13 protein-coding genes are annotated in these 14898 nt (G+C 68.8%); 8 read left to right on the plus strand and 5 right to left on the minus strand.

Annotated elements, in window-relative coordinates; all coding sequences use genetic code 11:
• Positions 1–171: 171 nt before the first annotated feature.
• The 6 genes from chlG (at position 172) to METFAM1_RS0118550 (ending at position 7698) form a co-directional block, all read left to right on the plus strand.
• Entirely contained in the window at positions 172–1053 is an 882-nt protein-coding gene (chlG, locus tag METFAM1_RS0118525) for a chlorophyll synthase ChlG (RefSeq protein ID WP_081627170.1), read from the plus strand.
• Between the two features lies 1 nt (position 1054).
• Positions 1055–2419 carry a BCD family MFS transporter gene (locus METFAM1_RS0118530; protein WP_019917014.1) on the plus strand — a complete coding sequence of 455 codons (1365 nt, stop codon included), beginning with the start codon at positions 1055–1057 and terminating at the stop codon, positions 2417–2419.
• Between the two features lie 2 nt (positions 2420–2421).
• Positions 2422–3591, plus strand: coding sequence for a geranylgeranyl diphosphate reductase (locus METFAM1_RS0118535; protein ID WP_019917016.1), 1170 nt, complete (start codon positions 2422–2424; stop codon positions 3589–3591).
• The gene (locus METFAM1_RS0118540; RefSeq protein WP_019917018.1) at positions 3588–4079 is read left to right on the plus strand and encodes a TspO/MBR family protein; all 492 of its coding nucleotides are present in this window, start codon (positions 3588–3590) and stop codon (positions 4077–4079) included. The genes METFAM1_RS0118535 and METFAM1_RS0118540 overlap by 4 nt, the downstream gene beginning before the upstream one ends.
• Positions 4080–4337: 258 nt before the next feature.
• Positions 4338–5525, plus strand: a complete 1188-nt coding sequence (ppsR, locus tag METFAM1_RS0118545) for a transcriptional regulator PpsR (RefSeq protein WP_232419821.1) — start codon at positions 4338–4340, stop codon at positions 5523–5525.
• Between the two features lie 13 nt (positions 5526–5538).
• Positions 5539–7698 (plus strand): GAF domain-containing protein, encoded by a 2160-nt coding sequence (locus tag METFAM1_RS0118550; RefSeq protein WP_019917021.1) that lies wholly within the window; start codon positions 5539–5541, stop codon positions 7696–7698.
• Here the strand turns inward: METFAM1_RS0118550 and METFAM1_RS0118555 are convergent.
• Positions 7682–8350, minus strand: a complete 669-nt coding sequence (locus tag METFAM1_RS0118555; RefSeq protein WP_019917022.1) for a biliverdin-producing heme oxygenase — start codon at positions 8348–8350, stop codon at positions 7682–7684. The two genes, METFAM1_RS0118550 and METFAM1_RS0118555, sit on opposite strands and share 17 nt — an antisense overlap.
• A gap of 82 nt (positions 8351–8432) precedes the next feature.
• On the opposite strand from METFAM1_RS0118555, the gene METFAM1_RS0118560 reads away from it, so the two are divergent.
• Both METFAM1_RS0118560 and METFAM1_RS0118565 read left to right on the plus strand, forming a co-directional pair.
• Entirely contained in the window at positions 8433–8705 is a 273-nt protein-coding gene (locus METFAM1_RS0118560; protein WP_019917023.1) for a hypothetical protein, read from the plus strand.
• 92 nt (positions 8706–8797) lie between these two features.
• A complete protein-coding gene (locus METFAM1_RS0118565) occupies positions 8798–9715 on the plus strand; it encodes a DUF808 domain-containing protein (protein WP_019917024.1) in 918 nt (305 codons plus the stop codon).
• A gap of 69 nt (positions 9716–9784) precedes the next feature.
• Here the strand turns inward: METFAM1_RS0118565 and trhO are convergent, their stop codons facing one another.
• The 4 genes from trhO to glnE all read right to left on the minus strand — a co-directional run bounded on the left by trhO (position 9785) and on the right by glnE (position 14812).
• On the minus strand, positions 9785–10501 hold the full coding sequence (gene trhO, locus METFAM1_RS0118570) for an oxygen-dependent tRNA uridine(34) hydroxylase TrhO (RefSeq protein WP_019917025.1): 717 nt from the start codon (positions 10499–10501) through the stop codon (positions 9785–9787).
• A gap of 61 nt (positions 10502–10562) precedes the next feature.
• Positions 10563–11537 (minus strand): sulfite exporter TauE/SafE family protein, encoded by a 975-nt coding sequence (locus METFAM1_RS0118575; RefSeq protein WP_019917027.1) that lies wholly within the window; start codon positions 11535–11537, stop codon positions 10563–10565.
• A 129-nt stretch (positions 11538–11666) separates the two neighbouring features.
• Positions 11667–12044: a hypothetical protein gene (locus METFAM1_RS0118580; RefSeq protein ID WP_019917028.1), complete on the minus strand. Its 378-nt coding sequence runs from the start codon at positions 12042–12044 to the stop codon at positions 11667–11669.
• A 26-nt stretch (positions 12045–12070) separates the two neighbouring features.
• Positions 12071–14812, minus strand: coding sequence for a bifunctional [glutamate--ammonia ligase]-adenylyl-L-tyrosine phosphorylase/[glutamate--ammonia-ligase] adenylyltransferase (gene glnE / locus METFAM1_RS0118585; RefSeq protein WP_019917029.1), 2742 nt, complete (start codon positions 14810–14812; stop codon positions 12071–12073).
• Positions 14813–14898 lie beyond the last annotated feature (86 nt).

Genomic DNA, 14898 nt, shown 5'->3' on the forward strand with positions numbered 1-14898 from the left:
CGTCGCGCGCCTGCGATCATCTTTTTCCTGCCGTCGCCGACGCCTCGTCGGCCCGGACCAGGCGCCGATCGTCGCGGTCTGGCGGGGTGCCGCAACGAGTGTAAATTTCAATGGACTGAATGAGTGTAAGTTTGTCTTGACGCTCTCGTGTGTCAAGCCTACTGTTAGCTCATGACACGTCCAGCCCTCTCTGCCGTTGCCGAACTGCTCAAGCCCATCACCTGGTTTCCGCCGATGTGGGCTTTCGGTTGTGGCGTCGTCGCCTCCGGCCTGCCGGCCGGTGAGCGCTGGCAGGTCGTGCTGCTCGGCGTGCTGCTGGCGGGGCCGCTGGTCTGTGCGACCAGCCAGGCGGTGAACGACTGGTTCGACCGTCACGTCGATGCGATCAACGAGCCGCAGCGTCCGATTCCATCGGGTCGCATGCCCGGTCACTGGGGTCTCTATATCGCGGTCATCTGGACCGCGCTGTCGCTCGCGGTGGCGACCGCGCTCGGTCCCTGGGGCTTTGCCGCCGCCGCTGTCGGCCTGCTGCTGGCCTGGGCCTACAGCGCGCCGCCGCTGCGGCTGAAGGCCAACGGCTGGTGGGGCAACAGCGCCTGCGCCCTCTGTTACGAGGGGCTGGCCTGGGTCACCGGAGCCGCCGTGATGGCCGGCGGCGCCATGCCCGACCTGCGCAGCCTGCTGCTGGCCGGTCTGTACAGTGCCGGCGCGCACGGCATCATGACCTTGAACGATTTCAAGTCGGTCGATGGCGACCGCCGCATGGGCATCGCTTCGCTGCCGGTGCAACTGGGCGTTGCGCGCGCCGGCCGCGTCGCCTGCTGGGTGATGGCGGTGCCGCAGGTCGTGGTCGTCGCGCTGCTCGCCTACTGGGGCGCGCCGGCGCACGCCGCGCTGGTGGGCCTGCTGCTCGGCGCGCAGCTGATGCTGATGTCCCGTCTGCTCGACGATCCGCGCGGTCGAGCGCCCTGGTACAACGGCACCGGCATCACGCTCTACGTGCTCGGCATGCTGGTGAGCGCCTTCGCGCTGCGCGCGCTCGGAGGCGACTGACATGAACAACGCCCTCGGCTGGCTCGGCATCTTCCGCCTCGGTCTGGTGCAGACCGCGCTTGGCGCCATCGTCGTGCTCACCACGTCGACGCTGAACAGGGTCATGGTGGTCGAACTGGCCTTGCCGGCCATGCTGCCCGGCATTCTGGTCGCGCTGCATTACGCGGTGCAGATGCTGCGGCCGCGCCTCGGTCACGGGTCGGATCTGGGTGGGCGGCGCACGCCGTGGATCATCGGCGGCATGGCGGTACTGGCCGCCGGCGGCACGCTGGCCGCCCTCGCCACCGTGCTGATGGCCGATCACTTCGTCGCCGGTGTCGCCCTGGCGGTGCTTGCCTTCGTTCTGATCGGCGTCGGTGTCGGCGCCGCCGGCACTTCACTGCTGGTGCTGCTCGCCAAGCGGGTGGACGACGGCCGTCGCGCCGCGGCCGCCACCATCGTCTGGATGATGATGATCCTCGGCTTCGCGCTGACCGCCGGCATCACCGGCAAGCTGCTCGATCCCTTCTCCGGCGAACGTCTGCTGCAGGTCGTTGCCGGCACCTCGTTCTGCGCCTTCATGCTGGCGCTTTTCGCGGTGCGCGGTGTCGAGGGCGCGGGCCCAGCAGTGAAACCGTTTTCGACGGGGCTGCCGGACTCTCCTCCACAGTGCACCCCATTCCGCGCTGCACTTGCCCAGGTCTGGGGCGAGTCGCATGCGCGGCTTTTTACACTGTTCGTTTTCGTGTCCATGCTCGCCTACAGCGCGCAGGATTTGATACTCGAACCCTTTGCCGGCACCGTGTTCGGCTATTCGCCGGGACAGTCGACGCAGCTGTCCGGCCTGCAGCACGGCGGCGTGTTCGCCGGCATGCTGCTGGTGGCGCTGACCGGCACCGTATTTGGCGGCCGGCAGATCGGCTCGCTGCGGCTGTGGATCATCGGCGGTTGCATCGCGTCGGCCTGTGCGCTGTTCGGTCTCACGGCCGCAGGCTTCGGCGGCCAGGGCTGGCCCTTGCGCGAAACCGTGTTCCTGCTCGGCGTATCCAATGGCGCGTTCGCGGTGGCGGCGATCGCGTCGATGATGCGCCTGGCCGGCCAGGGCGGCGCCGGTCGCGAAGGCGTGCGCATGGGACTGTGGGGGGCGGCGCAGGCGATCGCCTTCGCGCTGGGCGGCTTCGCCGGCACTGTCGCGGTCGACCTGACGCGCGCCCTGATCGCCGAACCGGGCATCGCCTATGCGCTGGTGTTCGGCGGCGAGGCGCTGCTGTTCATCGTGTCGGCCGTCATGGCGACGCGGATTTCCGGCCTGCAGCCGGCGACCGTGGCGGCGTCTGCGCCTGCCGCGCCGTTGCCGCTGATGCCGCGCGTGGAAAGAGAGGCCTGATCATGGAAAGCTACGATGTGGTGGTGGTCGGCGGCGGGCCCGCCGGGGCCACCGCGGCGACCGATCTGGCGCGACGCGGCTACGCGGTGCTGATGCTCGATCGCGGCGGGCGGATCAAGCCCTGCGGCGGCGCGATACCGCCGAAGGCGATCGAGGAGTTCCGCATTCCGGATGAACTGCTGGTCGCCCGTGCCCGTTCGGCGCGCATGGTGGCGCCCAGCGGGCGCGAGGTCGACATGCCGATCGACGGCGGTTTCGTCGGCATGGTCGATCGCGAGCAGTTCGACGAATACCTGCGCGAACGCGCCGAACTCGCCGGCGCACACCGGCGCACCGGCAGTTTCCTGCGCGTGAGCCGCGACGGTGCCGGCTCGGCCGTCGTGCATTACCGGGTCGGCGAGCAGGGCGAGCGCTGCGTGCGCGCCCGCGCCATCATCGGCGCCGACGGTGCGCTGTCGGCGGTCGGCCGGCAGTGTGTGCCGGGCGCCGACCAGGTGCCCTGCGTGTTCGCCTACCACGAGATCGTGCGCGCGCCGCAGACCGGTTTCGACGGCAGCCGCTGCGATGTCTATTACCAGGGCCGGCTGTCGCCGGACTTCTACGGATGGGTGTTCCCGCACGGCGACACGGTCAGTGTCGGCGTCGGCTCGGCGCGCAAGGGCTTCTCGATACGCGGCGGCGTCAGCGCGCTGCGCGACAGCGCCGGCCTGAGTGCTGCCGGCACCGTTCGCCGGGAAGGCGCGCCGATTCCGATGCGCCCGCTGCGCCGCTGGGACAACGGACGCGACGTCGTGCTGGCCGGCGATGCGGCGGGCGTCGTCGCGCCGGCGTCCGGCGAAGGCATCTACTACGCGCTGAGTGGCGGCCGGCTGGCGGCCGAGGCGGTCGACGCCTATCTGGTCACCGGTGACGCGCGCGCGCTGAGACTGGCGCGCAAGCGCTTCATGAAGGCGCACGGCCGCGTGTTCATGGTGCTCGGCATCATGCAGCGCTTCTGGTACGCCAGCGACAAGCGGCGCGAGCGCTTCGTCAGCATCTGCCGCGATCCCGACGTGCAGCAGCTCACCTGGCAGGCCTATATGCACAAGCGACTGGTCCGTGCGCGGCCGCTGGCGCATATGCGCATCTTCTTCAAGGACCTGGCGCACCTCTGCGGCATCGTGTCGCCATGAAGGCGTCGACGGCCACGCGCTGGAAGCCGGTGGCCGTCGCTGCACTTGCCGCGCTTGCGGTGGCCGGCCTGGGCGGCGCGATGACCGATCTGAGCGACTGGTACCGCGCGCTCATGAAACCTTCCTGGCAGCCGCCGGACTGGGCTTTCGGGCCGGCGTGGACCCTCATCTTCGGTCTGGCCGCCGCCGCCGGCGTGCTCGGCTGGCGTCATGCGCCGGACGCGCGCGGGCGGCGCCAGCTGCTGGCCATGTTCGCCGCCAACGGCGGCCTGAACGTGTTGTGGAGTGCGCTGTTCTTCCATCTGCGCCGCCCGGACTGGGCGCTGGCCGAAGTCGTGCTGCTGTGGCTGTCGGTGGTGTTCCTGATGGTCCGCCTGCGACCATGGTCCGCACGCGCGGCCGCGCTGCTGCTGCCGTATGCGTTGTGGGTGGCTTTCGCTGCGGCACTGAACCTGTCCATCGTCCGCCTGAACGCACCCTTCGGCTGACGCGACCTACTTTTTGACACCAGTCACGTGTGCCGGCCGGCGACTTGCCGTAGCATGCAGGCGTTAAACTCAAGCAATTGAAGGCGTTGTCGCGATTGCGCCGTCGGCAGTCCGGTGATCAGCGGGGGTGCTTCCGTTGAATTGCGCGTACCGGGCTTTTCCGAACCACGCGGCAGCGCATGTCCCGGTCCAGGCCGGGCCCGAAATTTGCAGCAGGTCGGTCCCGTATCTCTCCGTCCTGCTAACCAGGCCCATGCCGTGAACAAGCTACCGAACGATCCAGGAGACCTGAGCGCCTTCTCCGATGTGGCCCCGGAGTTGGCCGACATGCTGGTGTCGGTCGCCAGCGACATTGCGCTGGTGATCGACGACAAGGGCGTCATCCGCAGCGTCGCGCTGGGCGGCACCGAGCCGGTCAGCGCCGCCGCCGGCGAATGGCTGGGCCGCCAGTGGATAGACACGGTGACGCCGGACACCCGCCGTAAGGTCGAGGACCTGCTGAGCGAGGCGGCCGAGTCCGGCGTTTCACGCACCCGCCACATCAATCACCCGTCGCTGGCCGGCAGCGATCTGCCGGTGGCCTACACCGCGGTGCGCCTCGGCCACGGCGGTCCGCTGCTGGTGGTCGGACGTGACCTGCGCGCCGTCTCGGCGATGCAGCAGCGGCTGGTCGACGCCCAGCAATCGATGGAGCGCGACTACTGGCGCATGCGGCAGGCGGAAACCCGCTATCGCCTGCTGTTCCAGATCGCCACCGATGCCGTGCTGGTGGTGGACGCCGACACCTTGCGCATCGTCGATGCCAACCGCGCCGCCGGCCGACTGTTTGGCGGCACCGTGCAGGACATGCCGGGCCGTCAGGCCGGCTACGCGCTGGCGCCGTCCTCGCTGCCCGCACTGGAGGAATTGCTGGGCACGGTGCGGGTGTCCGAGCGCCCGGGCGACGCGATGCTCGACCTGGCGTCGGGCGGTCGCATCCATGCCTGGGTATCGCTGTTCCGCGACGAAGGCAGTACGCTGCTGTTGATGCGCGCCTGGCCGGAAGGCGGCCAGATGCCGCCGGCGGTCGACGATGCGATGCTGCCGGAACTGGTGCGCCTGACACCCGATGCGGTCGCCTTCACCGACGAACAGGGGGTGCTGCTGAGTGCCAACCCGGCTTTCGTCGAGCTGGTGCAGGGCGTCGACATGGCGTCGCTGCGTGGCCGCTCGATGGCGGAGTGGCTGTCGGGCGAGAGCGACGGACTGGGCGGCCTGCTCGCCGCGGTGCGGCAGAGCGGCACGCTGCGTCTGGCGACGCGTCTGCGCAACCAGCGGGGTCACGACGTCGATGTTGAACTGTCGGCCGTGCTGATCCATAACGGAGACTCGAACACCATCGGTCTCATCATCCGCGCAGTGCAGCCGCGCGGCCCCGGCGCGAGGGACAGGGGTCAGATGCACTGAGCGGCCACGCAAAGTGAACGAACCTCTCTACAGTCCGCCTTTCGGTCAGGCCGACCTGACCAACTGCGAGCGCGAGCTCATCCACCTTGCCGGCTCGATACAGCCGCACGGCGTACTGCTGGTCGTGCGTGAATCCGACCTGCAGGTGCTGCAGGCCAGCCTGAATACCGAACAGTGGCTGGGCGTGCCGCACGTCGAGGTGGTCGAGGCGCCGCTGCCGGCGCTCGGCGGCGACCTGGCGGCGCGTGTGCGCGAACTGGGCCGGGCGCTGACCGAAGTCGAACTGACGCCCTTCCACTGCAGCACCGGCCATGGCGGGCTGCTGCGGCATTTCGAGGGCATGGCGCATCGCGGGCAGTCCGGCACGCTGATCGTCGAGCTCGAAACCGCCGGGCCGCCGGCCGAGGATGTCGCGGCGCAGGCCCTGCTGGCGACGGCGGTGCGACGATTCAGCGAGGCGATGAGCGTCGATGCGCTGGCGGACACGGCGGTGCAGTCGATACGCGAACTGACCCATTACGACCGCGTGATGGTGTATCGCTTCGATGCGGACGGCCATGGCGAGATCGTCGCCGAGGCGCGCGACGACCGGCTCGACACCCTGCTCGGTCACCGCTATCCGGCAACCGACATTCCGCAGCGCGCGCGCGACCTCTATCTGCGCAACCGCGTGCGCGTGCTGGTCGATGCCCGCTACCTGCCGGTCGCCGTCGAGCCGCGCCGGCTGCCGCACAGCGGCGAAGAGCTGGACATGTCGATGTGCCACCTGCGCAGCATGTCGCCGCTGCACATCCAGTACCTGCGCAATATGGGCGTGACCGCCACGCTGGTGGTGTCGCTGGTGCGCGAGGGGCGGTTGTGGGGGCTGATCGCCTGTCATCACTACTCGCCGCGGCGCATCCATTACGCGCAGCGCGCCGCCGTCGACGTGCTGGCCGAGGTGATGTCGACGCGCATCGCGGCGATCGAGAACTACGTGCGCACCCAGGTCGACGTGCTGGTGCGGCGCATGGAACTGCGGCTGATCGAGGCGACGTCGACCGAGGGCGACTGGCGTTCGGCGCTGATGCGCAACGCGCGCACCTTGCTGCTGCCGATGGACGCCAGCGGTGTCGCGCTGTTGCACGACGGCGAACTGCTGACCGCCGGCGAGGTGCCGTCCACCGAGGCAGTGCGCGCGCTGGCCGGCTGGGTGTCCGGCGAGATGAAGCAGATGCTGTTCAGCTGCGTCTCGGTCGAGCGCGCCAATCCGGCGCTGGCCTACCTGACGCCGGTGGTGTGCGGCGTGCTGGCGATCGATCTGTCGACGCGCGGCCGCAATCTGCTGATGTGGTTCCGCCGCGAGCAGCGTGCCAAGCTGACCTGGGCCGGCGACCCCGCCAAGCCCATGGTCGACAACGATCCGCTGACCTTGTCGCCACGACGCTCGTTCGAGGCGTGGTCGGAAATCGTGCGTGGCACCGCGGCACCGTGGTCGCGCGCCGATCTGGCGCTGGCGCGCGCGATCGGCGCCTCGCTGCGCGACGTGATCATGCAGACGCAGGCGGTGCGCCTGCTCATCGCCCAGCACCAGCTTGAGAAATTCCGCACCGCGGTCGACGAGTCGCCGGAGCCGCTGCTGGTTGCCGATGCGGACGGTCGCATCCTGTTTCCCAGTCCGGCACTCGCCTGCATCCTGCCGGGCGGCTGCCGGCAGCCGGCGAATTTCGACGAACTGGCGGCGCTGTTCGAAGATCAGGCCTCTGTGCGCGAGGTTTTGCGGTCGCTGCGCGAAGGACGGGTGTCGTGGCGCGGCGAGTGGCGGATGAACGGCGGCATTGCGCTGGGCGTGCGCGCCGACGTCGTGCCGGGCCCGCGCGATGCCGTGCTCGGTTGCATCCTGATGTTCACTGACCTCACCGATGCCAAGCGCACCGAGGCGGCGCGTCGCCATCTCGAACAGTCGCTGACGATGACCGGCCAGGCCGACGCGCAGCTGACCACGCGCGAGGCGCACGGCCTGCCCGACGAAGTGATGGGCGCCATCCTGGCCAATGCGAGCGTGGCGGCGATGGAACTGACCGACACCACGGCGTCGATTCCGGTGGCCACGCTGATCGAGGAACTGGAAGCGTCGGCGACGCGCGCCGCCGCGGTTTACGCCCGCCTGCGCGAATTCAATCGACCGCTCTGAGCGCGGCGGCGTCGCCGACCGGCAGCGCCTCGAAAATGTCCACGTGACGCAGGAAGGCGGCTTCGGCTTCGCCGGCGATGTCCGCCTGCGTGGCGTCGTCGCGCGACGGCCCGTCGAGTGTTGCGCGCAGTCGTGCGCTGAGTTCGGCTGGCGCGTGGGCGCCGAAGCGGTAGAAGCGCGTGCCGGTTTCGCCGTCCAGCGCGAAGCAGCGGGCGACGATGCGCTGCAGGATCTGTCCGCCCTGCAGATCGCCGAGGTAGCGCACATACACGTGCGCGAGCAGCAGTTCCGGCCGGCTTGCCGACAGTTCGCGCAGGCGCGCCGCGTAGTGCGCCGCCGCGTCGACCAGCGGCAGTGCGTCCGCCCAGCCGTCGCCGTGCAGTGTGGTCAGGTCGGCTTCCAGCGCGGCACGGCGCGCCAGCCCGTCGATGTCCAGCCCGGTCAGGCCGGGGTGAGCCGCATGCCGCGCCAGCGCGGCTTCGAGATCGCGGTAGATCGGGTGCAGATTGCGCAGCAGCGTGCAGTAGGCGGTCAGTCCGAGTTCGCCGCGCAGCAGCGCCGGCATCGGGCCGCTGCGCTCGACCCGCGTGTGATGTGCTGCCGTCACCTGTCTGAGGCGCTGCGACAGCGGGGGCTGTTCGGTGGCGTGCATGGGGAAGGGCGCGTCTGCCTGTCAGTCGTGTACGGTGTGCGGATGCGGCAGCCTGCTGCCGATCTCTGCGTGGAGCGCTCGCATGTCCGACCTGTTGGCGAATGGTGTGTTGATCGACCTGATCATGATAGGGGTTTTGTTCGAAGCGGCGGCACTGGCGCTGCTGCACCGCCGGTTCGGTCTGGGCTTCGCGCCGGGCCGCTGGCTGCCGACGCTGGCCGCCGGCCTGTGCCTGATGCTGGCGCTGCGCGCAGCCCTCACCGGCGGCGGTGCGACCCTGGTGCTGTTCTGGCTGGCGGCGTCCGGCGTGGCGCACGGATGCGATCTGTACCTGCGCCGGCCGCGGGCGCCGTGATCGACTGCAGTCTCGTCGCCGACTTCCGGTAGCATGCGCCGCGCGATCCATGCCGTACGGATCGACCCCGACAACACACACAGGATTTCGCCATGGCCGGAGCCAGCCTTCTCGCACTGATAGACGACATCGCCAGCGTACTCGACGACGTGTCCGTCCTGACCAAGGTCGCCGCCAAGAAGACCGCCGGCGTACTCGGCGATGATCTGGCACTGAACGCGCAGCAGGTGGCCGGCGTCAAGGCCGACCGCGAACTGCCGGTGGTGTGGGCGGTGGCGATGGGGTCGGTGCGCAACAAGCTCATCCTGGTGCCGGCGGCGCTGGCCATCAGCGCCTTCCTGCCGGCGGCGGTGACGCCGCTGCTGATGATAGGCGGGCTCTTCCTCTGTTACGAAGGCGTGGAAAAGCTGGCGCACAAATTCCTGCACAGCGCCGACGAAGACGCGGCGCACCACGCCGAGCACATGAAGGCACTGGCCGACGAACAGGTCGACCTGGTGGCGCTGGAGAAGGAAAAGGTGAAGGGCGCCATCCGCACCGATTTCATCCTGTCCGCCGAAATCATCGCCATCACGCTGGGTACCGTCGCTGACGCGCCTTTCGGCACCCAGGTCGCGGTGCTGGCGGGCATCGCCGCCATCATGACGGTCGGCGTGTACGGACTGGTGGCGGGCATCGTCAAGCTGGACGACGCCGGTCTCTACCTGAGCCGCACCACCTCGGGCGCAGCGCGTGCGCTGGGTCGCGGCATCCTCGCGCTGGCGCCGTGGTTGATGAAGGCACTGTCGGTGGCCGGCACCGCCGCCATGTTCCTGGTCGGCGGCGGCATCCTGACGCACGGCGTTCCGGCGCTGCACCACGCCATCGCCCATCAGGTCGAAGCGGTCGGCGGCGTGGCCGGCGTGCTGCTGCCCTTTCTGGCGGATGCGCTGACCGGCATCGTGGCCGGCGCGATCACGCTGGCGGTGGTGCTGGGCGTCAAGAAGCTGCGCGGTAGCGCGGCGGCCTGATCCGGCGCGGCCTGCGGCAGGCACGCTGCGCTGACCGCGGGCCGGCAGTTGTAAGGCAGCGACGCGGAATCAGCCGGCCGGACTGAGGTCCGGCTTCAGCGCGCCGCGGTCGTCGAACACGACGCAGTTGCCGTGCCAGTGAGCGCCGCCCACTTCCTCGAAATAGCGCAGGATGCCGCCTTCCAGCTGCCACACTTGGCTGAAACCGGCCTTTTTCATGATGGGCGCCGCCTTTTCGCAGCGGATGCCACCGGTGCAGAAGGTGACGATGGGCGTGTCCTTCAGGTCGGCGTACTGTTCGAGCGCGGCCGGAAACTGGCCGAAGCTGTCCACGCCCGGATCGAGCGCGTTGTCGAAACTGCCCTGCTCGATCTCCCAGCGGTTGCGCGTGTCGATGATGACGAACTTGCGTCCTTCGTCGTACCAGCGCTTCAGTTCGGCCGCCGGCAGATAGGGCGCCGGCGTCTCGTCGAGGTCGAAATCCGGCTGACCGACGGTGACGATTTCCTTCTTCAGCCGCACCCGCAGCCGCTTGAAGGGCAGCGTGTCCGACAGGCTCCACTTCACGTCCATGGCGGCAAAACGCGGGTCCTCGGCCAGTGCGTCGAAGAAGCTGCGCAGATCGGCTTCGCGGCCGGCGAGGAAGATGTTGATGCCTTCGCTGGCGAGCAGCACGGTGCCGAGCAGGCTGCGTGACTGCGCCAGTTCCTGGATGTGCGGCCGCAGTGCCTCGCGATCGGCGAGCTTCACGAAGCGGTAGGCGGCGGTGTTGGCGTAACGGGTCATGCTCGGTATCCGGAGATCAGTCGCCAAGTATACCTGTCGCCTCACGCGCCTCCGGCGGTGCTCAGCCTAGTGCTTTCATCAGGTTGTAGGCACTGAGGCCGCTGATCAGCGTGCCCACCAGCACCAGCAGCGCACGCGCCGGCAGCGCGCGGCACAGGAAGGCGGCCAGCGGCGCGGCGAACATGCCGCCGGCGACCAGACCGGCGACGGTTGCCCAGGGCGCCGCGTCGATGAAGAGGACGAAGGCGCCGGCGCTGGCGATGGCGATGAAGAATTCAGCGAAATTGACCGAGCCGATGGTGCGACGCGGGTCCTGACCGGCGCCGACCAGGCTGGTGGTGACCACCGGCCCCCAGCCGCCGCCGCCGGCGGCGTCGACGAAGCCGCCAAACAGCGCCAGCTTGGCGACGTGCTTCGGCTCCTGCGCCGGCTTGCGCCGATGGCGCCAGGCCTTGGCCAGCACGTAGGTGCCCATCACCAGCAGGTAGCCGGAAATCCACGGTTTCAGCGCGGCGCCGTCGAACTTCGTCACCACCAGCGCACCGAGCACGCCGCCGATCACGCCCGGTATCAGCAGCTTGAGCATCAGCTTGCGGTCGACGTTGCCCAGTCGCAGATGTGACAGGCCGGACAGGCCGGTGGTGAAGATTTCGGCGATATGCACGCTGGCGCTCGCCACCGCGGGCGAGGCGCCGGTACCGAGCAGGAAGGTGGTGGCGGAAATGCCGTAAGCCATGCCGAGCGCGCCGTCTATGCTCTGCGCGATGAAGCCGACGGCGGCGGCCTTCAGGAATTCGTCCGAGGTGACGACGCCGATCACGATGTCCAGCGCCGCCGACGGGTCGCCCAGTGGCAGGCCGCGCGCGAGCAGGATGGCGGCCAGGCCGAACAGCGTGAAGCCCATGAACCAGCTGGCGACGGTGGCGAGCGGGTGCGCCTGCGCGCGGTCGATCACCTGCTCGACCGGCGGCAGGCCGAGTGCTTCGTGGGCTTGTCCGACCTCGGTGGGCCGGGTGTCGATGTGGCGGATCTTCACTGCGCGTCGCTCGATATCTCAGGGAGCGCGCAGTCTAGTCAGCAATGCTTATCCAAAAAAGTGATATTTAGTTCTATGTATATCACTGGGTGGTATTTGTCGGCAGGTGTCGCCCGGGTCGGCGCCGTACTACCGGTAAGGCCGTCGCCAGTAGCCCCAGGGGTAGGCCGGGTAGTAGGGGTAGCCGTACATCCACATGCGGTCGCGTTCGCGCATCGCTTCGCGCATGCGTTCGGTTTCGATCAGCGTCTGCTGCATGTAGTCGATCACTTCGTCCGACACGCCTTCCTCGCGCAGCTTGGCCAGTTGCGAAGCCTTGAGCGGGTAGAGGGCGCGGCTTTCCTCCAGGCGCTGGATGATTTCCGCCGGCGGGATGCCGTCCTTCGACATCTGCACGATTTCGTCGGTGGTCGGCGCCGGTGGTAGCGGCGGCGAGGTGACGCAGCCGCCGAGCGTCAGGGCGAGGCCGGCGAGCAGCAGGCTGCGGCGCAGGGTAAGCGTGTGCATGCGAAGCTCCATGACAGGTCTGTGTGTCAGAGTCGTTCGACTGCGTCGGAGTTCGACGCGTCGTCGAACAGGCGCGACCATATGGCACGGATGGCAGTGCGCTCGGCCACCACCTCGTCCTTCGGCACCCGGGCTTTCGGCGCATCGTTCAGCCGCAGGCCGTGCTGCAGGTGGCGCAGCCGGCGGTAGGCATTGCCGGCGGCGACCGCGTCGAGCGCCGGCAGCAGGCCGACTTCCGAGGCGATTCGCAGCAGCGCGATGTTGCCGAGGTTGCCGGTCAGTTCCGGATGCGCGCCCGAATGGGCCAGCACCATGTACTGCACGGCGAATTCGAGATCGATCAGACCGCCGGCGTCGTGCTTGATGTCGAACAGTTCGGACTTGTTGGCGTAGCTGTCCATCATCTTCTGCCGCATGTCCAGCACCTCGCGGCGCAGCGCGGCGACGTCGCGCGGCTGGGTCAGCAGTTCGCGGCGGATCGCCTCGAACTGCTCGCCGACGGCGGCATCGCCGGCGCAGAAACGGGCGCGCGTCAGCGCCTGGTGTTCCCATACCCAGGCCGACTTCTGCTGGTAGTCGCGGAAGGCCTCGATCGAACTGACCAGCAGGCCGGATTCGCCATTGGGCCGCAGCCGGGTGTCGGTTTCGAACAGGATGCCGGCGCTGGTATGGCTGGACAGCCAGGTGAGCATGCGCTGCGCCAGTCGCGCATAGGTTTCCGGCGCCGACTCGTGCGGGTCGTCGAACAGGAAGATGACGTCGAGGTCGGAGGCGTAGCCCAGCTCCTTGCCGCCCAGCTTGCCGTAGGCGATGACCGCGAAGCGCGGCGTGTCGCAATGGCGACGGGTGAGCTTGCGCCAGCACATGTCCAGCGTGATGCGCAGCATGGCGTCGGCGAGCGCCGACAGGTGGTCGGACAGGCGTTCGACCGACAGCTCGCCGGCCAGGTCGCGTGCCAGCAGCCGGAACACCTGCGCATGGTGGGCATCGCGCATGGTGTCCATCTGCCGCTCGGTATCGTCGCCCAGCTCGTCCAGTTGCTGACGCAGCGCCTGTTCGAAGGCCGGCCAGTCGGGCTCGGCGGTGAGCAGGCGGGCGTCCAGTAGTTCGTCGAGCAGGATCGGGTGGCGCACCAGGTAGTTCGCCGCCCAGCTCGATGCGCCGATCAGTCGCGCCACCTGGCTCAGCGCCTGCGGGAATTCTGCCAGCAGCGCCAGATAGGCAGCGCGCCGGCTGATGGTTTCCAGCAGGTCGAGGCCGCGCAGCGCGGTGGCCGTGGGTTGCGGCGTATCGCGGCAGGCTTCGAGCAGCTTGGGTACCAGCGCGTCGACGCGGGTGCGCGAGCTGTCGGGCAACTGGCGGTAGCGGCTGCCCGACTTGAAGGCGGACAGGCGGCGCGCCAGCTGTTCGGTGTCGTCGAAGCCCATGCCGTCGAGTGCGCTGTGGCAGTCGTCGCACGGGGCGCTGTCCTGACCGATGTCCTGCCAGACGGCACGCGGCGTCGGGGTCGAGCTTTCCTGCGCGCCGAATACGGCGTCGAAATGGCGGCTTACGTGGCCGCGGTGGTGGTCCAGTTCGTCCAGCAGCGCGGCGTAATCGCCAAAGCCCATGGCCGAGGCGACCAGCGCCTGGTCTTCGGCGCTGGCCGGCAGTTTGTGCGTCTGCGCGTCTTCGACGTACTGCAGGCGGTGTTCGAGCCGGCGCAGGAAGACGTAGGCCGACTGCAGCTGTTCGACCGCGTCCTCGCCCAGCACGCCGCGCATCGCCAGTCGGTCGAGCACCTTCTGCGTCGGCCGGATCTGCAGCGCACTCTCGCGGCCGCCGCGTATCAGCTGGAACACCTGGGCGATGAATTCGATCTCGCGGATACCGCCCGGGCCGAGCTTGATGTTGTCCGCCATGTCGCGGCGCGCCACCTCGCGGCGGATCTGCGCGTGCAGGTCGCGCATCGCGTTGATGGCACCGAAATCGAGGTATTTGCGGAAGACGAAGGGCTTGCGCAGCGATTCCAGCTCGTCATTGACGCCACCGGTCAGCGCGCGCGCCTTGATCCAGGCGTAGCGCTCCCACTCGCGGCCCTGGGTGACGAAGTAGTTCTCCAGCATGTCGAAGCTGCAGGCCAGCGGGCCGGAGTCGCCGTTCGGGCGCAGCCGCATGTCGACGCGGAACACGAAGCCGTCGGCGGTCACGTCGGCCAGCAGTTCGATCACTTTGCGGCCGAGGCGGGTGAAGAAGTCGAAGTTGTCGATGCGCTTGCCCGCTCCGGTCGGCGTTTCACCGTCGGTTTCGCCCGATTCCGGGTAGACGAAGATGAAGTCGACGTCGGAACTGACGTTCAGCTCGCGCCCGCCCAGCTTACCCATGCCGATGCAGATGAAGGGCTGGACCGCGTTGTCGGTCTCGCCGCGCGGCTCGCCGAAACGCTCGACCAGCGCGGCGCGCGCCTGATCGACCGCCACCCGCACCGTCTGCTCGGCCAGCAGCGTCATGCCCTCGGTCACTTCGTCCAGATCGGCCAGGCCGGCCAGATCGCGCACGATCAGGTGGGCCATGGTGCGGGCGCGCAGCCGGCGCAGCGCCGCCTTCAATGCCGCCTCGTCGCCGTGCGCGAACGGCGTCTGCGTGAGCCATTCGCCGAGCAGGGCGGCGCTGATCTGGGCCTGCAGCGTGCTGCCCAGCGCGTCTTCCAGCGCTGGCCGCGCGTCGAGCAGGCGGGCGAGGTAGCGGCTGTGGCGGCGGGCGTGGGCGATGGCGGCGGGGGCGTCCATGTCAGGCTTTCTCGTATGAAGATGGCGATTATGCAAAAAACCGTGGTGCGGGCCGGCATGTAAGCATGGCCTTACAAAGCGCGACA

Origin of the sequence: Methyloversatilis discipulorum (assembly GCF_000527135.1) — a bacterium.
GTDB classification, from domain to species: domain Bacteria; phylum Pseudomonadota; class Gammaproteobacteria; order Burkholderiales; family Rhodocyclaceae; genus Methyloversatilis; species Methyloversatilis discipulorum.